We start from the raw sequence: 24272 nt of genomic DNA, 5'->3' as shown, positions 1-24272 counted from the left end.
GGGGGGCACAGCCTTTTCTCGGGGGCGGTGTCCATTGCTTTGATGCACCGTGGGTTAAAGGGGGGATGCCTCCTCTGACATTTTCTTCGAAAATGCACTGCCGGTAATAGATGGGCCAGCCTTTGCGGCTTCAGCGGGCCAGTGCCGCCACGATAGGGCAGGCTCACGTTCAGTGTTTTCTGGCGGCGGCACAGGGTGCTGAAGTCCGGCACCGACCAGTCCAAGCCGATGAGCCGCAACACGCTTTGTACAAAACCGGTTGTCTGCCGAAGCGGCATCCCGAACAGCACCTTCAGCGTGAGGCACGCCTGGATCGCAGCATCACTGAAACTCTGTTGCCGACCGCGCTTGCCGCTCGGCGGTGGCACCCGAACCATCTCCGGATCCAACCAAAGCGCAAGCGATCCGCGTCGCTTCAGGCTGTTATTGTAAGCCGACCAGTTCGTGGTCTTATGCTTTGTAGGGGCCCAACTGCTCATGCCCTTCAGCTATCATGCTGGGTTCGCCGGATGAATCCCTAGCGGGATTTGTGCAACAAAGCCCCTGAAAGGCGACCGCCGCCACGTTCACGTGCGCTTGCTCCCTCAGGCCGTCTGCCCAAACCGTTATTGGCAATGTCCTGTCACGCACGAGATGCAGTACCGTTCGGGCGCCGTGGAGCAAGAGCTTGCGCAAATGTCGATTGCCGTGTTTCGAGATGCCGATCAGCTTAGCCTGCCGCCCTGCGTCGTTGCCGTGGCAAGCGTGTGGCGGAGCGCATCACATCGCGCGGTTTTGTCTTCAGAACGGACCTGAGCCTCGACTGATGTCACCGCTCCATATCCGCTCCTATGTTAAGGTTCACAAGAATGATGACTGTGATGCGCAGGCCATTGCGGAAGCCGCGACGCGTCCGACGATGTCATTTGTCGTACTCAAATCGGAAGAGCAGCTTGATCTTCAGGCTCGGTACCGAGCGCGGGCGCGCCTGGTGTCAGACAGGACGCGCCTGATCGACCAGGGCCGCGGTTTCCTGATGGAACGTGGCATCCGAGTAGGGTCAGGGCGCCATGTATTCCAAAAGGAACTGACCAGATTGACCGTGGAGGGCGTCGAAGATCTTTCACGCCGAATGCCCTTGCTTCTGTCTGACATGGCGTCCGAGCTGCCCGTGATGAATGATCGCATCGCGGCCATCGATGCCCAGATCAAGGCACTGGCCAAGACGGAGGCATATGCAGAGGCTGATGGAGATCCCGGGTGTCGGTCCAACACTCGCGACAGCGCTCGTAGCAGCTGTCGGCACCGGCAGTTCCTTTGGCAAAGGTCTTGATCTTGCCGCATGGCTCGGCCTGATGCCTCGGCAGATCACGACAGGCGGCAAGCCTATCAAGAACGTCCAACAGCCGATGCCGCTGGAGACCTTTGCCAAACACCACCGCTCCTGCTTCGGCCAGCCCAGCAAGACTGCAAACTGTTTTACCCAGATCAAGGCCCAGAACCTTAATGTCCATCAGATGCTCCTCTCTCCACCTATCCCGGCAACGGTAGCAGCCGGGTGGTGGGAAGGCAGTTCATCCCCTTAAGTCACGTCATTTTATGCCATTTTCTGCTGCGCTTCACGCAACGCACCCCGCGATCCACCTTTCGCGCAACGCGTTCGGCGAGGTCCACGACATTGCCCCGGATGAACTGATAGCCGGGCGGCATTCTTTGCCTGTCTTTCCCAGAACCAGAGCGCTTTGCATTCAATCTAAGGCATGTCCAGATACGTTGAGGACGTTCCTGCACTGATCGGGCTGGAATGGATCGCAGATATCGCCCAGGGCCTCGGCCAAGGTGTCAGATGTTCTGGCTCTGCGGCGCCGCAGCTGTGCCTTGAGCTTTGGGCCGCCGACTCACATGACAGGGGTTCATTGGACCGCTAGATTAAGCGGTATGACGACCCCTGTCTCGTCCATTCGAAATCTCGGACCCGCCTTTGAAGGCGCCTGTACGCGAGCTGGCATCGGCTCGGCGGAGGCACTGCGTGCGCTGGGGGCTGATGAGGCCTATGCGCGGCTGCTCAGATCCGGGAGCAAGCCTCATTTCATCGGGTATTACGTTTTGGTGATGGGCCTTCAGGGCCGCCCCTGGAACGACTGCAAGGGCCGCGAAAAGGCCGAGCTACGCAAACGGTTCGACGCGATCAAGGCCCGCGCGCATGACAAGGGCCGCTCCGATCTCGAAGCGGCCCTCGACACGATTGGGGTGATCGAAAAGCGGCCTTAGCCGACCAGTTCGATCCCGGCAAAGAAATAGGCGATTTCCTGTGCCGCTGTCTCTGGCGCGTCCGAGCCATGGACCGAGTTTTCGCCCACGCTTTCGGCAAATTCCGCGCGGATGGTGCCGGGGGCTGCGTCGGCGGGGTTGGTCGCGCCCATGATCTCGCGGTTCTTCGAGATGGCGTTCTCGCCTTCCAGAACCTGTACCACGACCGGCTCGGATGACATGAAGGTACACAGCTCGTCATAGAACGGGCGTTCGGCATGCACCTCATAGAATTTGCCCGCTTGCGCCTTGGTCATGTGAATGCGCTTTTGCGCGACGATGCGCAGGCCAGCTTCCTCGAATTTGGCGTTGATCGCGCCGGTCAGATTGCGGCGGGTTGCGTCGGGTTTGATAATGGAAAACGTGCGTTCCAGCGCCATGTGAAAGCTCCTTGAATGAGGGCCTAAAAAGGCCCGGATGATGCTGGCGCCCCGCTAACATGGGTTGAGCTGCATGGAAAGGGGGTTTGGATAGGCCGTCGCGACCGGGATCGCGGTTGTCGACCTCTGGACAACCAAAGACTGGATCGGCAGGCCCCGGTCAACCGCGCCCTGCGGCACCAAGATCTCGGGCCTCTCCTGCGGCGTTGCGGGTGAGCGGGCCTGATCGCCATGCCGGGGCCCGGCGCCGCCCGGCCTGGCGTCTGCGTCCGCGCATTGACACCCGCGCCCGCGCGGGCCAAACCCCGCCCATGCTCAGGATCGACGATATCATCTATGCGGTGGCGGGACGCCGTCTGTTCGACGGTGCCAGCGCCGTCATCCCGGGGGGCCACAAGGTTGGTCTGGTCGGGCGCAACGGAACCGGCAAGACAACGCTCTTTCGTCTGATCCGGGGAGAGCTGGCTTTGGAAGCCGGCCAGATCCACCTGCCCAAGGGCGCACGGATTGGCGGTGTGGCCCAAGAGGTGCCCTCGAATGACGTGTCCCTTCTGGACACCGTGCTGGCCGCCGATACCGAACGCGCCGCGCTGATGGCGGAAGAGACCGACGATCCCACCCGCATTGCCGAGATCCAGACCCGGCTGAGCGACATTGACGCCTGGTCGGCAGAGGCGCGCGCGGCCTCGATCCTCAAGGGGCTGGGTTTTGACGATCCCGATCAGGCGCGGCCCTGTTCGGACTTTTCGGGCGGATGGCGGATGCGGGTCGCTCTGGCGGCGGTGCTGTTTGCGCAGCCCGACCTGCTGCTGCTGGATGAACCGACCAACTATCTCGATCTCGAAGGCGCGCTCTGGCTGGAGAATTACCTCGCCCGCTATCCCCATACCGTGATCGTGATCAGCCATGACCGGGGGTTGCTGAACCGCGCGGTGGGCGCGATCCTGCATCTTGAGGACCGGAAGCTGACCTTTTATCAGGGCACCTATGATCAGTTCGCCCGCGCGCGCGCAGAAAAGCTGGCCCTGGCCGAGGCGATGGCGAAAAAGCAGGACGCGCGCCGTGCGCATCTGCAATCCTATGTGGACCGGTTCCGCTACAAGGCAGACAAGGCCAAACAGGCGCAATCGCGGATCAAGGCGCTGGCGCGAATGCAGCCGATCACCTCTCCGCAGGAAGCCGCCCTGCGGGCATTCTCGTTTCCCGATCCCGAAGAGTTGAGCCCGCCGATCATTACCATGGAAGGCGCCGCCGTAGGCTATGGCGGCGATCCGGTTCTGCAACGGCTGAGCCTGCGGATCGATCAGGATGACCGCATTGCCCTGTTGGGCAAGAACGGCGAAGGCAAATCGACCCTGTCAAAGCTGCTCTCGGGTCGGCTGGACAAGGATATGGGTCGGATGATTACAGCATCCAAGCTGCGCGTGGGGTATTTCGCGCAGCATCAGGTCGATGAGCTTTATGTGGATGAAACTCCGTTGGAACATCTGCGGCGCCTGCGCCCCGGCGAGACACCCGCGAAGCTGCGCGCGCGGCTGGCGGGGTTCGGCCTGACCGCCGATCAGGCCGACACGGTTGTCGGGCAGCTTTCTGGCGGGCAGAAAGCGCGGCTGTCGCTCTTGCTGGCCACGATTGACGCACCGCATCTTCTGATCCTCGACGAGCCGACCAACCACCTGGACATCGAGTCCCGCGAGGCGCTAGTCGAAGCGCTCACCGCCTATTCCGGGGCGGTGATCCTGGTCAGCCACGACATGCATCTGCTGGAGCTGGTCGCCGACCGGCTGTGGCTGGTCAAGGATGGCACGGCGCGCCCCTACGAGGGCGATCTGCAAAGCTATCGCCAGCTGTTGTTGTCGCGCGACGGGCCTGCGACACCCAAAGCAGCGCCCGCCAAGAACAAGCGCCCGGATCGCGATGCGATGCTGGCGCTGAAATCCGAGGTGCGCAAAGGCGAGGCGCGGATCGAAAAGCTGAACGAGATGCGCGATAAACTCGCTGTGAAACTCGCGGACCCCGCGCTCTATGAAGAGGCGGACCCCGGCGTGATCGCCACCTGGCAGCGCAAATATGCCGAGGTGATGGAGGGGCTGGACCGTGCCGAGACCATCTGGATGAAGGCGCTGGAAAAGCTGGAAGACGCCGAAAGCCGCTAGGCAATCGCCCCCGCTGCCCTATATCTGACTGACGCAGCGACGGGGTGCGCGGATGAGCGAATACGAGATTGGGCGGTTGATCTTTCTGGTGATGCTGGGCACCGCCCTGGTTGTGGCGTTCGCGATCAACCATCGTCAGAGCCTGAACCGCAGTTTGCAGCACGCGGTCGTCTGGGCACTGATCTTTCTTGCGGTGATCGCGGGTATCGGGCTTTGGGAAGATGTGCGCGATCAGGTGCTGCCGCGACAGGCGGTGTTTGCGGATCAAGGACGTGTCGAAGTGCCCCGCTCACCGGATGGGCATTACTATGTGACGCTGGACGTGAATGGCGCACCGATCGATTTCGTGGTCGACACCGGGGCGACCGGCGTCGTGCTGAGCCAAAAGGATGCCGAGGCGAGCGGCCTGCCGATGAACGAGCTGGTCTATCTTGGCCGGGCGATGACGGCCAATGGCGAGGTGCGCACCGCGCCCGTGCGCCTCGACACGATGGCGCTGGGCCCAATCGTGGATCGCAATGTCCCGGCTTGGGTGAATGAGGGCGATCTGGACCGATCCCTGTTGGGTATGGCTTATCTGCAGCGCTGGGACAGGATCGAGATCACCCGCGGAGAGCTGATCCTGACCCGCTGATCCAAAGGCGCGCCTGCGGCGCACAGTTTTTTTTGTGTTGCCTCCGGCGGTCGTATTTGTCTGCAAGAAGAAGACAGGAGCTGTTGAGCGACCGGTTGGGGGTCGGCTGATGCCGTCCTTGGTCCAGATGCGGCATGCGGCTTTGGGGGGCCGAGAGGCGGGCCGGGTGCCAGGGCCCGAAGGGCTGCTGGAGATGTGCGGCGCAGCCGCTCCGCCGGATCAGGCTTCGGCCTTTTTCTCCCATCGGCCCGATTCCTCGGACCAGTATTGTGCAGAACAGCCCGCGCCGGTGAGCGCCTTCCACTGGCCACGTGCCGTGCGCACCGCGCGCTCGTCATTGCCGTCAAACAGGATGCAGACCCGCTTGCACTTCTGGACGTCCTCGGCGGTGACGTCCGCACCATCGATGCACATCACGCAGGTCGGGGAATTGGCGGCCTCGGTCTGCGTCGTCAGCAAGACCGGTTGCAGCGCGTCATGGCTGCCTCCGGCCAGCCCGTGGGGCAGAAACCCGTCCTCCGGACCCAGCCAGAGCCGCTCGTCCAGCCACGCCATCCTGTCCCGATCGCGCCCGCGCACCGCAACCGACCATCCCGCATCACGTGCTTTTTCCAGCAGCGTCGGCAGGGTGGCCTCCAGCGGCTTGCGGGTCAGGTGATAGAAATAGGCAGCCCCCATATCCCTCAGCCGTCCTCGAAGTGATCCTGGACCAGACGATTGAGCGCCATCACGCCCCAGCCCGTGGCCCCTTTGGGTGCGAAATCGGTCTCGGATTTGACCGAGGCGACGCCTGCGATGTCGAGATGGATCCACGGGCAGCCCTCCTTGACGAAGCGCTGGAGGAACTGCGCGGCGGTGATGGAGCCCGCGGGCCGCCCGCCCACGTTCTTCATATCGGCAATCGCCGATTTCAGCATCTTGTCATAGGCTTCGCCCAGAGGCATCCGCCAGGCGCCCTCGCTTTCTGCGGCCGCGGATTTCAGAAACCCGTTGCAGAGCGTGTCGTCATTGGAAAAGACGCCCGCGTTCTCGTGGCCCAGACCGATGATGATGGCGCCCGTCAGTGTTGCCAGATCGATCATGCCGGCCGGTGCGAACCGCTCCTGCGCGTACCACATCACATCGCCCAGAACGAGACGACCTTCGGCATCGGTATTGATGATCTCGACCGTGTCGCCCTTCATCGAGGTCACCACGTCGCCGGGGCGCGTGGCCCGGCCCGAGGGCATGTTCTCCACCAGCCCCACCAGGCCCACGACATTGGCAGGCGCCTTGCGCAGTGCCAGCGCGCGCATCACGCCCGCCACAACCCCGGCCCCGCCCATATCCATGGTCATATCCTCCATGCCGCCGGCGGGTTTGAGCGAGATCCCACCGGTGTCAAAGACAACGCCTTTGCCCACCAGCGCCAACGGGGCGGCATCCTTGGCCCCGCCCTTCCACTGCATCACCACCACCTTGGAGGGGCTGTCGGAGCCATGACCGACACTGAGCAGCATACCCATGCCCAGCTTTTCAAGTTCGGTCTCCTCCAGCACCTCGACCTCCAGACCCAGATCGCGCATGGCGGCCAGCCGGTCGGCGAATTCTGTGGTGGTGAGCACATTGGCGGGCTCGCTGACCAGATCGCGGGTCATCGCCACGCCCTCGGCCACCGACAACAGCGGGGCTGCGGCCGCGGCCACGTCATCGGGGCGGCTGGCGCGCAGGGTGACGGCTCCGGGGGCGTCCGCCTCGGCGTCGGTCTTATGCGCGTCAAAGCTGTAACAGCGCAGCGCCAGACCCATCGCCAGCTCTTCGGCGCGCGGGCGGCTGCCGGCATACAGCGTCAGCGCCGCGCGGTCTTTGAGCTTGCCCAGCGCGGCCCCTGCCTTGCGCGCTTCGATTGCGGTCGGCCGATTGGGCAGCACCACGATGTCCAGCGCCTCGGCCGCCAGCCCGGCTGGCCAGGCCAATGTCTTGATCTGGCCGGATTTCGCCTTTTCAAAGCTCTTGCTCTCGATCAGCCGCGCGACTGCGCCCCGGGTCAGCCGATTGGCCCTCCGCGCTGCCTGATCGAGCTTGCCATCGGGGGTGACACAGACCGCGACACGACCCTCGGCCTTGTCCATCTCCATGATATCAAGCGGTGCAAATGTGATCTCGATCGGCTGGCTCATAAGGCGCTCCCTGATTGACTGCGCTCCAGACCTAGCCCGTGCGTGCGGGCTTGACCAGATAGCAGTTTAAACCTGGCAACGATTGCAGTAGGTTCAGCCAAAACAACAGGCATGTATCCGGGGGGATTTGAGTGTCGCGATACGACAGATATGTTCTGTCGCAGCTTGTGCTGCTGTTTGGCCTGTTTTCCCTGATTCTGGTCGGCATCTTTTGGATCAACCATGCGGTGAGCCTGTTTGACCGGCTTATCGCCGATGGTCAGTCCGCGCTGGTATTCGTCGAGTTCAGCGCGCTTGCCCTGCCGAACCTGATCCGCATCATTCTGCCTGTCGCCGCCTTTGCGGCCACGGTCTATGTCACCAACCGGTTGCACAGCGAGAGTGAGCTGACGGTGATGCGGGCCACGGGCAGCAGCCCATGGCGCATGGCACGCCCGGTGCTGGCCTTTGGCGTGCTGGTTGGCCTGATGATGAGCCTGCTGACCCATGTGCTGATGCCTGCCTCTTTCGGGCAGTTGAAACTGCGCGAAACCGAAGTGTCGCAAAACGCCAGCGCGCGGCTGTTGACCGAAGGCACGTTCCTGCATCCCACAGCCGGTGTGACCTTCTATATCCGCTCGATTGCCTCGGATGGATCGCTCAACGACGTGTTTCTGTCAGATCGGCGCGACCCGGACGAGACGGTGACGTACACAGCGCTGCGCGCCTTTCTGGTGCGCGACGAGACTGCGGCCAAACTGATCATGGTGGATGGCCTGGCCCAACGGCTATCGGCGGGGTCACAATCCCTCACCACAACGAATTTCGAGGATTTCTCTTACGATATCACGCCGCTGTTGCGCAGTGAAACGAGCGATCGCCGCAACATTCGCGAGCTGACAACGGTCGAGCTGATCACCAGTCGCGACGCGATCGAGCAGACCGACGGCTACAGCCCCGGACAGCAAGCCGAGGAGTTGCATCTGCGCTTTGCACGCGCGCTGATTTGCATCGCTGTGGCCCTAATCGGGTTTGCGACGCTTCAGTTGGGCCGGTTTTCACGCTTTGGTGTCTGGCGGCAGATCCTGCTGGCCTTCATGCTTTTGATCATGCTTGAGCTTTTGCGCGGGCTGGTGTCGGAACCGGTGCTGCGCGATGCCCGGCTGTGGCCACTTACCTATCTGCCATCGGTGGCGGGCTTTGCGATTGCGGCGCTGTTTTTGTGGGCTGCGGGAAATCCCAACTTTGCACGACGACGGGCCGAGCCGGAGGTGGGCGCATGATCCTGCACCTCTACTTTGCCCGGCGGTTCTTGGTGAGCTTTTTCGCGGTTGCAGGCGGGTTCCTGGCGATTCTGATGCTGGTCGATATGATCGAGCAGTTGCGCAGGTTCGAAGGGCTTGATGTCAGTTTTGCGCAGATGATGCGGATCGTGTTACTGAACGCACCCGGTGCAATCAGCGAAATCCTGCCTTTGATCATGATCCTTGCGACACTTGCGCTGTTTGTCGCTCTGGCACGTTCCAGCGAGCTTGTGGTCACTCGCGCGTCTGGCCGGTCGGGGCTGAGCGCGCTTTTGGCACCGATTGCGATGGCCGCCCTGATCGGCGTTCTTGCTGTCACGACATTAAACCCGATCGTGGCTGCGACCTCGGCCCAGTCCGAGCGTCTGAGCGAGCTTTATCGCACCGGCGATACCTCGGCGCTGTCGCTCAGCGAAGAGGGGTTGTGGCTGCGTCAGGGCAGCGCGCGCGGACAGACCGTTATCCATGCCGAGCGCTATAGCGCGGATGCGGGTATCCTCTATAATGTCACCTTCCTGGCCTATGAGCGTGAAGGCGGACCGGTGCGCCGGATCGAAGCGGGATCAGCGCGCCTGGTCGATGGGGCCTGGTCGTTGCGGGCCGTCAAGGTCTGGACCCTGCGGGCGGGTCTGAATGCCGAAGCGACAGCGGTCGAGCATGAGAGTCTGCAACTCCCCTCAAGCCTGACGCAGGAGCGGATTCGCGAGACATTGGGCAATCCGCGCGGTATCTCGATCTGGGAGATGACGGCGACCATCCAGCAATTGGCCCAGGCGGGCTTTTCGACCAAGCGCCATCAGGTATGGCTGCAATCGGAATTGTCGCGGCCGCTGTTTCTGATGGCGATGGTACTCGTTGCAGCGGCCTTCACCATGCGGCATACAAGATCTGGGGGCACCGGCATCGCGGTGCTTGTGTCTGTCTTGTTGGGTTTCGGTTTGTATTTCATTCGCAACTTTGCCCAGGTCTTGGGTGAGAACGGCCAGCTGCCGATCCTGCTGGCGGCCTGGGCGCCGCCGGTTGCGGCATTGCTGCTGGCCTTTGGCCTGCTGCTGCATACGGAGGATGGCTGATGCCGCTCTGGCTGCGTGCGCTCTGTCTTTTGGTACTGCTGCCGGTTGCGGCCAGCGCACAGGACGCCGAGACCGGCGAGGACACCGAACCGGCGGTGCTGATCGCCGACCGGGTGTCGGTGACGCCGGATGGCAAATTGATCGCGACCGGCAGTGTCGAGGCGTTTCAAGGCACCCAGAAACTGACCGCGCGGCGCATCACCTATGACCGCGAGACCGAGACGTTGAGCATCGAAGGGCCGATCCGGCTGACCGATGGCCCGTCCGTTACCATCCTGGCCGATGCCGCCGAGCTGGACCGGGACATGCAGAACGGGCTGCTGCAAGGCGCACGGATGGTGCTGGACCAACAGGTTCAGCTTTCCGCCCTGCGGCTCGATCGCACCGAAGGGCGGTACTCGCAGCTTTATAAGACCAGCGTCACCTCCTGCCGGATTTGCGAGGAAGGGCAAGCGCCGCTTTGGCAGATCCGCGCGCGCCGGGTGATCCATGACCAGGAGGGCAAACAGCTCTATTTCGAAGAGGCGCAGCTTCGGGTGATGGATGTGCCGGTTCTGTACCTGCCGCGTCTGCGCCTGCCAGATCCGACGCTGAACCGCGCGACGGGCTTTCTCAACCCGTCATTCCGCACCACATCGCAGCTCAGCACCGGAGTGCGGATCCCGTACTTCTTTCGCCTGGGCGATCACCGGGATCTCACGGTCACGCCCTACCTGTCGTCGCGCACGACCACACTGGGTCTGCGCTATCGACAGGCTTTCGCCCGAGGCCGGATCGAGTTCGAGGGCGCCTATTCCCGCGACGATCAACTGCCCGGAACCAGCCGTGGCTATATCTTCGGTGCGGGGGGCTTTGCGCTGCGTAACGGCTATCAGCTGACCTTCGATATCGAATGGGCGAGCGATAACGCTTATCTGGTCGATTACGGCCTGCCGGACAAAGACCGGTTGGACAGTGAAATCGCATTGACCCGGGTGACGCGCGATACCTTCTCGCGCGCCGCCCTGGTTAGGTTCCAATCCTTGCGCGATGGCGAGGACGAAAGCCTTCTGCCCGCGATCGTCGCCGATGTCGCCTATGACCGGCGGTACTTTCCCGACCGGATCGGCGGCGAGCTTCGCTTGGGCCTGCGCGCCCACGCACATGAGCGCAGCTCCGATCTGGACGTTCTGGGTCGGGATGTCACTCGGATCACCTCCGATATCAGTTGGCAACGCAGCTGGATCCTGGCCTCGGGGCTGCGCGCGGATTGGCAGATGGGCTTTGCCGCCGATCTTTTTCGCATCGCTCAGGACAGCACCTTTCCCGGAACGCGGCAACGGGTGACACCCTATACCGCGCTGACGCTGCGGCTGCCGATGATCCGGGCAACGGCACGGGCTACCCATTTCATCGAGCCCATCTTGCAGGTGGGCTGGACCAATGTATCCGGTGACGCGCTGCCCAATGACGAGAGCGGCAGGGTGGAGTTTGATCAGGGCAATCTTCTGTCTCTGTCGCGGTTTCCCGCGCCCGACGCCCGCGAGGACGGGCCTGCGCTGGCCTATGGGGTGAACTGGGCGCGGTATGGCCAAGGCTGGCAAGCGTCCCTCACCATGGGTCAGATCATCCGCGAAACCCCCCAGACAGGGTTCAGTACCACCTCGGGCCTGTCCGGCGATATCTCGGATTTTCTGCTGGCCGGGCAAGTGCGCGCCGATTTCGGCCTGGACCTGACCGCGCGCACCATCTTTGACGACAGCTTTGACGTCTCCAAGGCTGAGTTGCGCGGTGGCTGGATCGGAGAGCGTGCCACGCTGGGTGGCACATTTGTCTGGCTCGAGGCGGACGCCGCCGAAGATCGAACCCAGGCGGTTTCAGAGTTCTATCTGGATGGGTCTTACGATATCAACCCGACCTGGACGGCCTCGGCCAACTGGCGCTATGATCTGGCAGACACCCGCGCGGCAACCGCCGGACTGGGCCTGACCTATCGGAACGAATGTGTCGAGGTCGGTCTATCGGTCAATCGCCGCTATACCTCTTCAACAAGTGTTGAGCCTTCGACGGATTTCGGATTTAACATCGCGTTGCGCGGATTCAGCGCCACGAACGGAACAGAAAGACACGTGCGATCATGCAAGTCCTGAGCAGTCTGACCCATCGCGCCGCCCGCCGGGCGGTTTCCGCAGCCGCAGCCGCCGCCCTGGCCTGCGTGGTCTGGGGATCGGCGCAGGCCGCGGCCCAAAGCCTGTTTTCTCCCGCCATCCTGGTGAATGAAAAGGCGATCACCTATTATGAATTGGAGCAGCGCGAGCAATTCCTGGCCCTTCTGGGCGCTCCTGGCAACGCCTCCGAGGAGGCGCGCCGCGCCCTGATCGAGGAGCGGCTCAAAGACCGTGCGATCAGCGAAGCAGGCATCGAAGTGACGCCGGAAGAGATCGAAGAGGGCATCGCCGAATTCGCGGCCCGTGCCGACCTGACCGGCGAAGAGTTCGTTCAGGCGCTAAACGAAGGCGGGGTCGAGCTCCAGACGTTCCGTGACTTTGTCAAAGATGGGATCGGCTGGCGCGAATTCATCCGGGCCAGGTTCCTGGCCCGGGCGCGCCCTACGGATGCCGAGATCGATCGCGCCTTGGGGGCGGATGGCAACGCCGGCGGTGTGCGCGTTCTGCTGTCTGAAATCATCATGCCGATCACGCCGCAAACGCTCGAAGAGGTACGTCAGAGGGCCGAACGGATTTCGCAAGTCACCTCGCCTGCAGCCTTTTCCGAAGAGGCACGCCGCTATTCGGCGACCAACACCGCCAGCAACGGCGGCCGGATGAACTGGATCCCGATTACCGACCTGCCGGCCCAGCTGCGTCCGCAGATCCTGGCGCTGTCGCCCAATGAGGTCACGGGTCCGATTGCACTGCCCAATGCGGTGGCTCTCTTTCAACTGCGTGATATTGCCGAGACAGAGGTGTCGGCTCCGACATTCTCGGCGATTGAATATGCCGCCTATTACATCCCCGGCGGCCGCTCCGAAGCCGCCCTGGCCGAGGCCGCGCGGGTGCAGGCACGGGTGGATACCTGCGACGATCTCTACGGTGTCGCTCTCGGTCAGCCCGAAGACGTACTGGATCGCGGCAGCCTGCCGCCTGCCGAGATCCCCCAGGATATCGCCGTTGAGCTGGCCAAACTGGATGAGGGCGAAATCTCGACCGCGCTGACGCGCGCCAACGGCCAGACGCTGGTGCTGTTGATGCTCTGCGGGCGCACCGCGACGCTGAACGAGGATGCCACGCGCGAGCAGGTCGCAAACGCACTGCTGCAACAGCGGCTCAACGCCTTTGCCACCAGCTATATCGACCAGTTGCGCGCAGACGCCTTGATCATCGAGAATGACTGATGCCCCTATCGCGCTGAGTTGCGGCGATCCTGCCGGGATCGGACCGGAACTGGCGGTCAAGGCGTGGCGCGCCCTCGGTCAGGATCTTCCGTTCTTCTGGATCGGCGATCCGCGCCATCTGCCCAAGGACACACCGATCGTGCCGATCCAGGATCCAGCCGATGCGCAGCGGGCAGCCGCCGAGGGGCTTGCCGTTCTGCCGCATCCTTTCGCGGCTGAGGCGCGCCCTGGAACCCCCTCGGCCGAGAACGCCGCAGGGGTGATCGAGGTCCTCAAACGCGCCGTGGCCCTGGTGCAGACCGGTCAGGCCGCCGCAATGACCACGGCGCCGATCTCCAAACAGGTGCTGATCGATGGCGCTGATTTCGCTTATCCCGGACATACCGAGTTTCTCGCGGCTCTGGCGGGGGTGGAACGGGTGGTGATGATGCTGGCGAGCCCTGCTCTGCGGGTCGTCCCCGCAACGATCCACATACCGCTCTCACAGGTGCCCCAGGCGCTGACCCGCCAGTGCCTCAGCGACACGATCACGATTACGGCGGACGGGCTGCGCCGGTTCTTCGGGATTGCCCATCCGCGCATCGCCGTGGCCGGGCTGAACCCGCATGCCGGCGAAGGCGGCAAGCTGGGGCAGGAAGAGATCCGCTGGATCAATGCGCTGGTTGCCGAATGGCCGCAAACCGATATGACCGTGACCGGCCCGCACCCGGCAGACACGATGTTTCATGAGGCCGCGCGGTCGCGCTATGACGTGGCGATCGCGATGTATCACGATCAGGCCCTGATCCCGATCAAAACGCTGGATTTCGATCTTGGCGTCAACGTGACACTGGGACTGCCGTTTATCCGAACCTCCCCCGATCACGGGACCGCGTTCGATATCGCAGGCCAGGGCATCGCCAATCCAACCAGCTTGATCGAGGCGTTGAAATGCGCCCGCCAAATGGCCAGGGCGCAACCTGCATGAGGCTTCTTCTGGCTCAAAATATCTCCGCCGGAGGCATCAAGACTCTTGGTGCGCCAGAAGAGATTTTAGCCTCCGGCGGGGATATTTTGAGCCAGAAGAAGCCATGAGTGGCATCGATACCCTACCGCCGCTGCGCGAGGTCATCGCCGCGCATGGTCTTTCGGCACGCAAATCTCTGGGCCAGAATTTCCTGCTGGATCTGAACTTGACCGCCAAGATCGCCCGGCAGGCCGGCGACCTGACCGGCGCGGATGTACTTGAAATCGGGCCTGGGCCGGGCGGGTTGACCCGTGGGCTCCTGGCGTCTGGCGCCCGCAAGGTACTGGTCGTCGAAAAAGACATGCGCTGCATTCCGGCGCTGGAAGAGATCGGCGCCGCCTATCCCGGCAGGCTCCAGATCATTGAAGGCGACGCGCTGGAGGTCGATCCGCTTGCCCATCTTTCCGCGCCGATCCGGGTGGTGGCCAACCTGCCTTACAATGTCGGCACCGAGCTTCTGGTGCGCTGGCTGACGCCGACCACCTGGCCGCCGTTCTGGCAAAGCCTGACCCTGATGTTTCAGCGCGAGGTGGCGGACCGGATCGTGGCACAGCCGGGATCGAAAACATATGGCCGGCTTGCGGTTCTGGCGCAATGGCGGGCCGAGGCGCAAATCGTCATGTCGCTGCCACCGGGCGCCTTTACCCCGCCGCCCAAGGTCTCGAGCGCGGTCGTGCATCTGACAGCCCTGCCCGAGCCCCGCTTTCCCGCCGATCCCCAGATCCTGTCCCGCGTTGTGGCGGCCGCGTTCAACCAGCGCCGCAAGATGTTGCGCGCCGCGCTCAAGGGGCAGGCTTCGGACATAGAGGATCGGCTGCGCGCCGCCGGGATCGCGCCCACGGACCGCGCCGAACAGGTATCCCTGGAGGGGTTCTGCGCGCTGGCGCGTGAGCTCGCCTAGCCCGGGGTCATCCGGTAGACAGCGCCCTCACCCACCGACAGGAACCAGATTGTGCCGTCCGGCGCCTCGACGATGTCGCGAACGCGGGAGGTCTGATCGCTCTCGATCTGCTCGGCTTCTTGCAGAGGATCGCCATCCAACCGGCTGATATAGCTGAATTTCAGGCTTCCGACAAATAGATCGCCGCGCCATTCAGGCCAGAGTGTCCCGGAATAGACCATCAATCCCGATGGCGCCATGGACGGATCCCAATAGAATGCGGGCTGCTCCATCCCGGCTTTGCTGGCGCCTTCGCCAATCCGGCGACCGCTGTAATGCACGCCGTAGGAAATCACCGGCCAGCCGAAATTCGCGCCCTTTCGGACGCGGTTCACCTCGTCCCCGCCCCGCGCGCCATGCTCGGTCGTCCAGAGCACCCCGTCGAGATCGAGGGCCGCGCCTTGGGCATTGCGGTGGCCATAGGACCAGATCTCCGGCTGAACCCCGGGCTGTCCGACAAAGGGATTATCCTGAGGCACGGAGCCGTCACGCGCCACACGGATCACCGTTCCGTTATGGTTTCCGCGATCTTGTGCCGATGGCCTGTCGCCACGATCTCCGATGGTCAAGAACAGCGTGCCATCGGGCGCCTCCACCACGCGCGAACCGAAATGGCGCCCGCCGGAAAAGCCGGGTTCTGCCTCGAAAATCTCGTTCAGATTCTCGAGCCGGTCGCCCCTGTCGCTCAACTTGGCCACGGCCAAAGCGGTTCCCGCGCCACCCGGCTGCGGCTTGGCGTAGGTCAGGAAAATCTCCCGGCTTGTCGCAAAATCGCGCGCCACGGTCACATCCAGCAAACCGCCCTGCCCTCTGTCAGCGACAAGCGGCACACCCGAAACGGGGGTGACCGCCGCTCCGCGCACAAACAACAGGCGTCCATCCCGTTCCGTGACCAAAAAGCTGTCATCGGGCAAAATGCCAATCGCCCATGGCGTGTCGAGCCCCCCGACCATCGGCTCAAGCCGAACCTCGCCTGCGGAGGTCTTGAGGCCTTGGGCGCTGGACAGCTCTGGCAGAACAGCCAGCGCACAGGCAATTGCGATAAGGTGGCGCATCTTAAACCCTCCGGTTGAGTTCTCCTCATAACAATAGCCATCATGCGGAGTTTTGCGAGGCGGGCTTTCAGCATCGTGATCGCGCGGGATGCCCCATGGATAGGCCTTTTCTTTCCCGACGGTTTTGGTAGGGTGCCGGGCGAACGAAAATGCGTTCCAACATGGGAGTAACACAATGAAAAAACTGCTTATGGCCACAGCGGCCACGGCATTGGTGGCCGGAGCCGCCTATGCGGATGGCCACGGAAACGAGGTCAAAATCGGCGTGATTCTCGGCTTTACCGGCCCGATTGAATCGCTGACACCATCGATGGCGGATGGCGCCGAACTGGCGATGACCGAGGTAACCGAAAGCGGCATGCTGCTGGATGGAATGAAGGTCACCTCGGTGCGCGCGGATTCCACCTGCATCGACGCAGGCGCGGCCACAGCGGCCGCCGAACGTCTGGTGACATCCGATGGCGTCAAAGCGATCATGGGCGCGGATTGCTCGGGCGTGACAAGCGCGATCCTGCAAAACGTGGCCGTGCCCAATGGCGTTGTGATGATTTCCCCCTCGGCCACCAGCCCGGGGCTCAGCCATGCCGATAACGAAGACAATGGCCTGTTTTTCCGCACCGCGCCTTCTGATGCGCGCCAAGGTGTGGTGATGACAGATGTGCTGATCGAAGAAGGCATCACCGAAGTTGCGGTGACATACACAAATAACGACTACGGCAAAGGCCTGGCCGACAGCTTTGAGGCCGCGTTCGAAGCCGCAGGCGGAACCGTCACCATCAACACCGCGCATGAGGACGGCAAGGCCGACTATTCCGCGGAGATCGGTGCACTTGCGGCGGCGGGCGGTCAGCGTCTGGTGGTAGCGGGCTATGTGGATCAGGGTGGCTCGGGCATCATCCGTGCCGCGCTCGATTCCGGCGCGTTTGACACATTCCACTTCCCCGACGGGATGATCAGCGCCCAGCTCGAAGAGAATTTCGGCGATGAGATCGAAGGATCGACCGGCCAGCACCCTGGGACAGACAGCCCCGGTGCGGCGGCGTTCAGTGAGATGGTCGGCGGCGCATTTGACCCAACGTCGCCGTTCACACCGGAAAGCTATGACGCGGCCGCGCTGATCATGCTGGCCATGCAGGCTGCAGGCTCGACCGAATCCGGTGACTTCAAGGATCACGTGATGGATGTGGCCAATGCCCCAGGCACCGAGATCTTCCCCGGACAGCTGGGCATGGCGCTGGAAATGATCAAGAACGGCGAAGAGATCGACTATGTCGGTGCAACTGCCGTTGAGTTGATCGGACCTGGTGAATCTGCAGGCAACTACCGCCAGATCGTTATCGAAGGCGGCAAAATCACCACGGCGAAATTCCGCTAATCTGCAAGATGCAGAGACAAGGCGGCCCGAACCCCGGCGGTTCGGGCCGCTTTGGCCAATAAAGCACCGGGCAAACCGGGCATTGGGGGTGCGATGATTATTGTCGATGACATACACAAGCATTTTGGCGGCTTTCATGCCGTGGATGGGGCGACCCTGTCGATCGCCGAAGGCTCGATCACCGGTTTGATCGGTCCAAACGGGGCGGGAAAGACGACGCTGTTCAACGTCATCGCGGGCGTTCTTCCGCCAACCTCGGGCACGGTGCGGATGATGGGCGAGGATATCACCGGCCTTCCTCCGCATGAGCTGTTTCACAAGGGGCTGCTCAGAACCTTCCAGATCGCGCATGAGTTTTCGTCGATGTCGTGCCGCGAAAACCTGATGATGGTGCCCGGCGCGCAATCGGGCGAGACGCTGTGGAACACCTGGTTTGGCCGCAAGCGCATTGCCGAGGAAGAGCGTGCGCTGCGCGCCAAGGCCGATGAGGTGCTGGAGTTTCTCACCATCGAACATCTGGCCGAGCATAAGGCCGGCCAGGTTTCGGGCGGGCAGAAGAAGCTGCTGGAGCTGGGCCGGACCATGATGGTGGATGCCAAGATCGTGTTCCTGGACGAGGTCGGCGCCGGGGTCAACCGAACCCTTCTGAACACCATCGGCGACGCGATCCTGCGGCTCAATTCAGAGCGCGGCTATACCTTTGTCGTGATCGAGCATGACATGGATTTCATCGGCAAGATCTGCGATCCGGTGATCTGTATGGCGGAAGGCCGGGTGCTGGCCGAAGGGACGCTCGATGAGATCAAGGCCAATGACCAGGTGATCGAGGCCTATCTGGGCACCGGGCTGAAGAACAAGGACAAGGTGGGGGCATGATGAGATTTCGAACAGGCTGCGCCTGTCCGACAGGCGCGGGGGCGCTGCCCCCGCACCCCCGGGATATTTCCAGCCAGAAGAAGACAGGGGCCTGGACATGAGCGACAACCCCTATCACGACAGCCGGGGCAACAAGGATGCCTCGATCGCCAACCCCAAGGGTGTTGGCACGTTGGTGGCGTCTCCCGGAACGGGGAGCGCGATGAACACGACCGAGGCGTTCCTGATCGGCGACACCATGACCGGTGGCTATGGCAAGGGGCCCGATATCCTGCATGACTGCACGGTGGCGGTGAACCCCGGCGAGATCGCGGTGATCGTGGGGCCCAACGGGGCGGGCAAATCCACCGCGATGAAGGCGATTTTCGGCATGCTGGATGTGCGCCAGGGGTCGGTCAGGTTGGATGGGGAGGATATCACGAGCCTGTCGCCGCAGGACCGGGTGGTCAAGGGGATGGGGTTTGTGCCGCAGACTTCGAACATCTTCACCTCGATGACGGTGGAGGAGAACCTTGAGATGGGCGCCTTTATCCGGCGCGACGATATCTCGACCACCATGGCGCAGGTTTATGATCTGTTTCCGATCCTCAAGGAAAAGCGGCTTCAGGCGGCGGGCGAGCTGTCGGGCGGGCAGCGCCAGCAGGTGGCGGTGGGCCGCGCGCTGATGACCCAGCCCAAGGTCTTGATGCTGGATGAGCCGACCGCAGGTGTCAGCCCCATCGTGATGGATGAGCTGTTTGACCGGATCATCGAGGTGGCGCGCACCGGCATCCCGATCCTGATGGTGGAGCAGAATGCGCGCCAGGCGCTGGAGATTGCCGATAAGGGCTATGTGCTGGTGCAGGGGCGCAATGCCTATACCGGGACGGGCAAGGAGCTGTTGGCCGATCCGGACGTGCGCAAGAGCTTTCTGGGGGGCTGATGCGGGTGGCTCTTGTCATAGCGTCGACGTGGGAATGTCAGCTCCGGACAGTTCTTTCGCGGGCGATGCGCCGTGCCGGAGGCTCTGGCATGACCCCGGCGCTGGCTCTGCTGATGGGTCTCTGTAGCATTCCAGGCGATGCGTCGGCAGATGAGCCTCCCTTGCGCCTGACTTGCCAGATGGCGGAGCTTTGCATCGACGGGACCTGCGAGCAGCCCGCGCCTTTCGCGATTGATGTGACCCCCGAAAGCATCATTGTCTTTCTGCCGCAAGGCGCGCTCATTGCGCGCGCGTCAGGGCAGCCCTTTCCCGGTGCCTGGGCCGGGATTGTGGAGACACCGGGATTTACCGCGCTGGCGACATTGAGCCCCGATGGCGACCTCGCCGTCTCGGCGCATAGCGTTATGAGCGATGGCCGCATCGGCGTCATGAACGGGATCGGACAGTGCAAGGAAATATGATATGGATGTTCTGAACGCCATTGTGGCGCTTTCCAATTTCGTGCTGATCCCGGCCATTGCCTATGGCAGCCAGCTGGCCCTTGGCGCGCTTGGCGTGACGCTGATCTACGGGATCCTGCGGTTCTCCAATTTTGCCCATGGCGACACCATGGCCTTTGGCGCGATGGTGACCATTCTGGTGACCTGGTGGATGCAATCGCTGGGGATCAGTCTGGGGCCGCTGCCCACGGCCCTTTTGGCGCTGCCCTTCGGGATTTTGGGCTGCATCGCGCTGTTGGTGCTGACCGACAAGGCGGTCTATAAATTCTACCGCGCGCAAAAGGCCAAGCCGGTGATCCTGGTGATCGTGTCGATGGGGATCATGTTCATCATGAACGGGCTGGTGCGCTTCGTGATCGGGCCGGATGACCAGCGCTTTGCCGATGGCGAACGGTTCATCATCTCGGCACGCACCTTTCGCGAGATGACCGGGCTGAGCGAGGGGCTGGCCTTTCGCACATCCCAAGGGATTACCATCGTCACGGCGGTGGTTGTGGTCATCGCGCTGTTCTGGTTTCTCAACCGCACGCGGACGGGCAAGTCGATGCGTGCCTATTCCGATAACGAGGATCTCGCACTCCTCTCGGGGATCAACCCCGAGCGTGTGGTGCTTTATACCTGGATGCTGGTGGCGGGGCTCGCGACAATCGCGGGGGTGCTTTACGGGCTGGACAAGAGTTTCAAACCCTTCACCTATTTCCAGCTCTTGCTGCCGATCTTTGCCGCAGCCATCGTGGGCGGTCTGGGCAGTCCGGTGGGGGCGATCGCGGGTGGGTTCGTGATTGCCTTTTCGGAAGTGACGATCACCTATGCCTGGAAAAAGGTCGCGACCTATCTCTTGCCCGAGGCGCTGGAGCCTGACGGATTGGTGCAGCTCTTGTCCACCGATTACAAATTCGCGGTCAGCTTTGTGATCCTGCTGATCGTGCTGCTGTTCCGGCCCACCGGCCTTTTCAAGGGGAAAGCGGTATGAACGAGACCCTCAAGAACACCGGGCTTTTTGCCGTTGTCGCGGCGCTGATCGCGATCACCGGATTTTCGCAAAGCTGGAACTCGGCCCTGTTGATCCTGAACATGGGGCTGATCTCGGCCATCATGGCGCTTGGAGTGAACCTGCAATGGGGGTTTGCGGGGCTTTTCAATGTCGGGGTGATGGGCTTTGTGGCGCTTGGCGGTCTCGCGGCGGTCCTGATCTCGATGGAGCCTGTCGGCGATGCCTGGGCCGCGGGCGGCGTGGGCGTTCTGCTGGGCCTTGTTCTGGGGGCGGCCACGATCACGGCAGCGGTTCTGGTCACGACGCGCATGGCGCCGGGGCGCGTGCGAACGGCGACGGTTCTGGCGGTGCTGATCGGCGGGTTCATCCTTTATCGGTCGGTCTTTGATCCGTCGGTTGAGGCGATCGAGGATATCAACCCCGCCAATACCGGGTATCTGGGTGGGCTGGGCCTGCCGGTGCTTCTGGCCTGGCCGGTGGGCGGGCTTTTGGCCGCCGGCGCGGCCTGGGTCATCGGCAAGACCGCCCTGGGCCTGCGGTCGGATTATCTGGCGATTGCCACGCTGGGCATTGCCGAGATCATCATCGCGGTTCTGAAAAACGAGGATTGGCTCTCTCGGGGGGTGAAGAACGTGATTGGCCTGCCCCGGCCTGTGCCCTTTGAGGTCGATTTGCAGAACGATCCCGGCTTTGTCGAAAACGTCACGGATCTGGGATTGGATCCGGTAACCGCCTCGTCGATCTTTGTGAAACTCAACTATTCGATCCTGTTTGCCGTGGTACTGGTGATCCTGCTGGTGATGGCGCAATTGGCGCTCAAGAGCCCCTGGGGCCGGATGATGCGCGCCATTCGCGACAACGAGGTCGCGGCCGAGGCGATGGGCAAGGATGTGACCGCGCGCCATTTGCAGATCTTCATCCTGGGTTCAGCCATTTGCGGGATCGCCGGTGCAATGATGACCACGCTTGACGGGCAGTTGACGCCAGGGACATATCAGCCGCTGCGCTTTACCTTCCTGGTCTGGGTCATGGTGATCGTAGGCGGATCGGGGAACAATTTCGGGGCCGTGCTGGGCGGGTTTCTGATCTGGTTCCTGTGGGTTCAGGTGGAACCGATGGGCCTGTTCCTGATGGAGACGATGACTGCGGGCATGGCCGATGGTAACTGGCTGAAAGAGCATCTTATGGATAGTGCCGCGCATATGCGCCTGCTGACCATGGGACTGATCCTGCTTTTGGTGTTGCGGTTTTCCCCGCGCGGGCTGATCCCCGAGAAATAGCGTGCCGTCCTTTTGCGGGCCGTGGTGGGGGGCCTGCCCCCCACCCCCCCCGCCGGTATTTCGAAAGAGAAGAAGCCGAGGGGCGGGTCTTAGCGCCCCTTGAAGAGCCCACCGAGGATGCCGCGCACAAGGCGGCGCCCCGTGGTGCCGGTGAGTTCCTTGACGACCATTTTTGTCATCGCCTCACCAAAGCTTGAGCCTTTCCCGGTCCGGCGCGCACTTGATCGGGCAATCCGTGTTCCAGAATAGCGCCGGGCCGCATTGAACTCGCGAAATGCGGGTGCCAGGTCTTGGGCTTTCGCTTCGGCCTGTTCTGCTTCCTGCGCGGCGGCCTCGGCGCGTTTTGCCAGCATCTCATAAGCGGATATGCGATCCACCGCCGCATCGTATTTCCCGGCCAGATCCGACTGTGCCAGGATCGCGGCGCGCTCGGCCTGAGTGATCGGGCCCAATTGCGAGGACGGGGGGCGGATCAGCGTGCGTTCGACGATGCCCGGCACGCCCTTTTTCTGGAGCATGGAGGTCACGGCCTCGCCCACGCCGACCTCCCGGATTGCCTCCTCTGTCGAGAAGCGGGGGTTTTCGCGATAAGTCTCCGCCGCCAATCGCAGGTTCTTGCGATCCCGCGCGGTAAAGGCGCGCAACGCATGCTGGATGCGATTGCCAAGCTGGCCCAGGATATCTTCGGGCACATCGGCGGGGCTCTGGGTGATAAAGAACACCCCCACCCCCTTGGAGCGGATCAGACGGGCCACCTGTTCGACCTTGTCGATCAGCACCTTGGGCGCATCGTCAAAAAGCAGATGCGCCTCGTCAAAGAAAAACACCAGGCGCGGTTTGTCCGGATCGCCCACCTCTGGCAGCTCTTCAAAGAGTTCCGACAGCAGCCAGAGCAGGAAGGTGGCATATAGCCCCGGTGCCGTCATCAGCCTGTCCGCGGCGATGATGTTCACCGCCCCGCGCCCATCCGGACCCATCCGCATCAGATCGGCCAGCACCAGCGCCGGTTCGCCAAAGAACCCCGCCCCGCCCTGGTTTTCCAGCACCAGCAGGCGCCGCTGGATCGCGCCGATGGATGCCACCGAGATATTGCCATAGCGCAGCAAGAGCCTGTCCCGGTTTTCCCCGGTCCAGACCAGGAGCGCCTGCAGATCCTTGAGATCGAGCAGTGGCAGCCCTTCCTCGTCGGCGAGCCGGAAGGCGATATTGAGGATCCCCTCCTGCGCTTCGGTCAATTCCAGCAGGCGCGACAACAACAGCGGCCCCATCTCGGACACGGTGGTGCGCACGGAATGGCCCTGTTCACCGAAGAGATCCCAGAAGGTGACCGGAAAGGCGGCATAGGAGAAATCGTCAAACCCAATCGTCGCTGCACGGTCTGTAAAAGGCCCGTGCAGCTTGTGGGTTGCCGTTCCTGCCTTGGCGAGGCCGGATAGATCGCCTTTCACATCCGAGAGGACGACCGGCACACCTGCGGCCGAGAACCCCTCGGCCAGGATCTGCAATGTCACGGTCTTTCCCGTGCCCGTGGCCCCGGCAATCAACCCGTGCCGGTTGGCATATTTCAGCGCAAGCGCTTGGCCTTCGCCGTAATCCGGCCCGCCACCGCCGATGAATACCCCGTCCCGCACAGCCTTGCCCCTTTTGCCTTAGAAAGATCGGCTGAAATGAACATACAGTCTTAACCATTCCCTGCCATAGTCTTTGTGGTTCGCCCCTGCTTGAAGGGGCGGACGGACTTCCTCCCTGTCAGACTGGCCGCACCTTCGGGTGCGGCTTTTTTTATCCAATGGTCAAAGAAAACTGATTAACGCGTGAATATTCCTGCATAATTCCGGTGAATTGACCAAAAAATCCGGCAATCGCGGTTGACCGATGGCCTGCCCTTTCGTAACGTTTGCGCAATAACTAAGTCGGCCAGTCCGACGGGGAGAACAATATTGAAAGAGGATCGGTTTCGGTCCTCTTTTTTTGTTT

General features: G+C 62.5%; 23 protein-coding genes. 17 read left to right on the top strand and 6 right to left on the bottom strand.

All coding sequences use genetic code 11. The features are described from left to right. A partial coding sequence (locus HEP69_RS12605) for a transposase (RefSeq protein ID WP_290558891.1) occupies positions 1-479 on the bottom strand: 479 nt, incomplete at its 3' end. A gap of 218 nt (positions 480-697) precedes the next feature. On the opposite strand from HEP69_RS12605, the gene HEP69_RS23755 reads away from it, so the two are divergent. The 3 genes from HEP69_RS23755 to HEP69_RS12595 all read left to right on the top strand — a co-directional run bounded on the left by HEP69_RS23755 (position 698) and on the right by HEP69_RS12595 (position 2250). After that, entirely contained in the window at positions 698-1312 is a 615-nt protein-coding gene (locus HEP69_RS23755) for a transposase (RefSeq protein ID WP_366111385.1), read from the top strand. Then, positions 1215-1565 carry a transposase gene (locus HEP69_RS12600; RefSeq protein ID WP_290558890.1) on the top strand — a complete coding sequence of 117 codons (351 nt, stop codon included), beginning with the start codon at positions 1215-1217 and terminating at the stop codon, positions 1563-1565. Before HEP69_RS23755 ends, HEP69_RS12600 begins: the two co-directional genes overlap by 98 nt. 352 nt (positions 1566-1917) lie before the next feature. Further along, on the top strand, positions 1918-2250 hold the full coding sequence (locus HEP69_RS12595) for a TfoX/Sxy family DNA transformation protein (RefSeq protein WP_290558889.1): 333 nt from the start codon (positions 1918-1920) through the stop codon (positions 2248-2250). Here the strand turns inward: HEP69_RS12595 and ndk are convergent. Then, entirely contained in the window at positions 2247-2669 is a 423-nt protein-coding gene (gene ndk / locus HEP69_RS12590) for a nucleoside-diphosphate kinase (protein ID WP_290558888.1), read from the bottom strand. The genes HEP69_RS12595 and ndk overlap by 4 nt on opposite strands. Before the next feature lie 311 nt (positions 2670-2980). Between ndk and HEP69_RS12585 the strand changes: the two genes are divergently transcribed. Together HEP69_RS12585 and HEP69_RS12580 are read left to right on the top strand one after the other, a co-directional pair. Then, positions 2981-4825, top strand: a complete 1845-nt coding sequence (locus tag HEP69_RS12585; protein WP_290558894.1) for an ABC-F family ATP-binding cassette domain-containing protein — start codon at positions 2981-2983, stop codon at positions 4823-4825. Between the two features lie 52 nt (positions 4826-4877). Then, positions 4878-5459 (top strand): TIGR02281 family clan AA aspartic protease, encoded by a 582-nt coding sequence (locus HEP69_RS12580; RefSeq protein ID WP_290558887.1) that lies wholly within the window; start codon positions 4878-4880, stop codon positions 5457-5459. A 219-nt stretch (positions 5460-5678) separates the two neighbouring features. Here the strand turns inward: HEP69_RS12580 and HEP69_RS12575 are convergent, their stop codons facing one another. Then, the gene (locus HEP69_RS12575) at positions 5679-6137 is read right to left on the bottom strand and encodes a DNA polymerase III subunit chi (protein WP_290558886.1); all 459 of its coding nucleotides are present in this window, start codon (positions 6135-6137) and stop codon (positions 5679-5681) included. A gap of 5 nt (positions 6138-6142) precedes the next feature. Continuing rightward, complete coding sequence (locus HEP69_RS12570) at positions 6143-7618, bottom strand: leucyl aminopeptidase (protein ID WP_290558885.1); 1476 nt, start codon at positions 7616-7618, stop codon at positions 6143-6145. A 131-nt stretch (positions 7619-7749) separates the two neighbouring features. On the opposite strand from HEP69_RS12570, the gene lptF reads away from it, so the two are divergent. The 6 genes from lptF to rsmA all read left to right on the top strand — a co-directional run bounded on the left by lptF (position 7750) and on the right by rsmA (position 15254). Continuing rightward, entirely contained in the window at positions 7750-8880 is a 1131-nt protein-coding gene (gene lptF, locus HEP69_RS12565) for an LPS export ABC transporter permease LptF (protein WP_290558884.1), read from the top strand. Then, the gene (gene lptG, locus HEP69_RS12560; RefSeq protein ID WP_290558883.1) at positions 8877-9974 is read left to right on the top strand and encodes an LPS export ABC transporter permease LptG; all 1098 of its coding nucleotides are present in this window, start codon (positions 8877-8879) and stop codon (positions 9972-9974) included. Before lptF ends, lptG begins: the two co-directional genes overlap by 4 nt. After that, complete coding sequence (lptD, locus tag HEP69_RS12555) at positions 9974-12103, top strand: LPS assembly protein LptD (protein ID WP_290558882.1); 2130 nt, start codon at positions 9974-9976, stop codon at positions 12101-12103. The genes lptG and lptD overlap by 1 nt, the downstream gene beginning before the upstream one ends. Then, complete coding sequence (locus tag HEP69_RS12550) at positions 12091-13347, top strand: peptidylprolyl isomerase (RefSeq protein WP_290558881.1); 1257 nt, start codon at positions 12091-12093, stop codon at positions 13345-13347. Before lptD ends, HEP69_RS12550 begins: the two co-directional genes overlap by 13 nt. Then, positions 13340-14314, top strand: a complete 975-nt coding sequence (gene pdxA / locus HEP69_RS12545; RefSeq protein WP_290558880.1) for a 4-hydroxythreonine-4-phosphate dehydrogenase PdxA — start codon at positions 13340-13342, stop codon at positions 14312-14314. The genes HEP69_RS12550 and pdxA overlap by 8 nt, the downstream gene beginning before the upstream one ends. Positions 14315-14417: 103 nt before the next feature. Further along, positions 14418-15254: a 16S rRNA (adenine(1518)-N(6)/adenine(1519)-N(6))-dimethyltransferase RsmA gene (gene rsmA / locus HEP69_RS12540; RefSeq protein ID WP_290558879.1), complete on the top strand. Its 837-nt coding sequence runs from the start codon at positions 14418-14420 to the stop codon at positions 15252-15254. Here the strand turns inward: rsmA and HEP69_RS12535 are convergent. Then, positions 15251-16348, bottom strand: a complete 1098-nt coding sequence (locus HEP69_RS12535; protein WP_290558878.1) for a PQQ-dependent sugar dehydrogenase — start codon at positions 16346-16348, stop codon at positions 15251-15253. The two genes, rsmA and HEP69_RS12535, sit on opposite strands and share 4 nt — an antisense overlap. 175 nt (positions 16349-16523) lie before the next feature. Between HEP69_RS12535 and HEP69_RS12530 the strand changes: the two genes are divergently transcribed. From HEP69_RS12530 to HEP69_RS12505, 6 genes are all read left to right on the top strand, one after another. After that, positions 16524-17723, top strand: coding sequence for an ABC transporter substrate-binding protein (locus tag HEP69_RS12530; protein ID WP_290558877.1), 1200 nt, complete (start codon positions 16524-16526; stop codon positions 17721-17723). A 93-nt stretch (positions 17724-17816) separates the two neighbouring features. Continuing rightward, complete coding sequence (locus HEP69_RS12525; protein ID WP_290558876.1) at positions 17817-18599, top strand: ABC transporter ATP-binding protein; 783 nt, start codon at positions 17817-17819, stop codon at positions 18597-18599. Between the two features lie 97 nt (positions 18600-18696). Further along, positions 18697-19521, top strand: a complete 825-nt coding sequence (locus tag HEP69_RS12520) for an ABC transporter ATP-binding protein (RefSeq protein WP_290558875.1) — start codon at positions 18697-18699, stop codon at positions 19519-19521. An 89-nt stretch (positions 19522-19610) separates the two neighbouring features. Beyond that, positions 19611-19982: a hypothetical protein gene (locus HEP69_RS12515; protein ID WP_290558874.1), complete on the top strand. Its 372-nt coding sequence runs from the start codon at positions 19611-19613 to the stop codon at positions 19980-19982. A 1-nt stretch (position 19983) separates the two neighbouring features. After that, positions 19984-20994, top strand: a complete 1011-nt coding sequence (locus HEP69_RS12510) for a branched-chain amino acid ABC transporter permease (protein ID WP_290558873.1) — start codon at positions 19984-19986, stop codon at positions 20992-20994. Then, positions 20991-22295: a branched-chain amino acid ABC transporter permease gene (locus HEP69_RS12505; RefSeq protein ID WP_290558872.1), complete on the top strand. Its 1305-nt coding sequence runs from the start codon at positions 20991-20993 to the stop codon at positions 22293-22295. Before HEP69_RS12510 ends, HEP69_RS12505 begins: the two co-directional genes overlap by 4 nt. Positions 22296-22384: 89 nt before the next feature. On the opposite strand, the gene HEP69_RS12500 is transcribed toward HEP69_RS12505, so the two are convergent. Continuing rightward, a complete protein-coding gene (locus tag HEP69_RS12500) occupies positions 22385-23926 on the bottom strand; it encodes a helicase HerA-like domain-containing protein (RefSeq protein ID WP_290558871.1) in 1542 nt (513 codons plus the stop codon). Positions 23927-24272 lie beyond the last annotated feature (346 nt).

The sequence above is a fragment of the Aestuariivita sp. genome, assembly GCF_021404545.1.
Classification (GTDB): domain Bacteria; phylum Pseudomonadota; class Alphaproteobacteria; order Rhodobacterales; family Rhodobacteraceae; genus Aestuariivita.
This window is presented reverse-complemented; position numbering and strand designations above follow the sequence as displayed.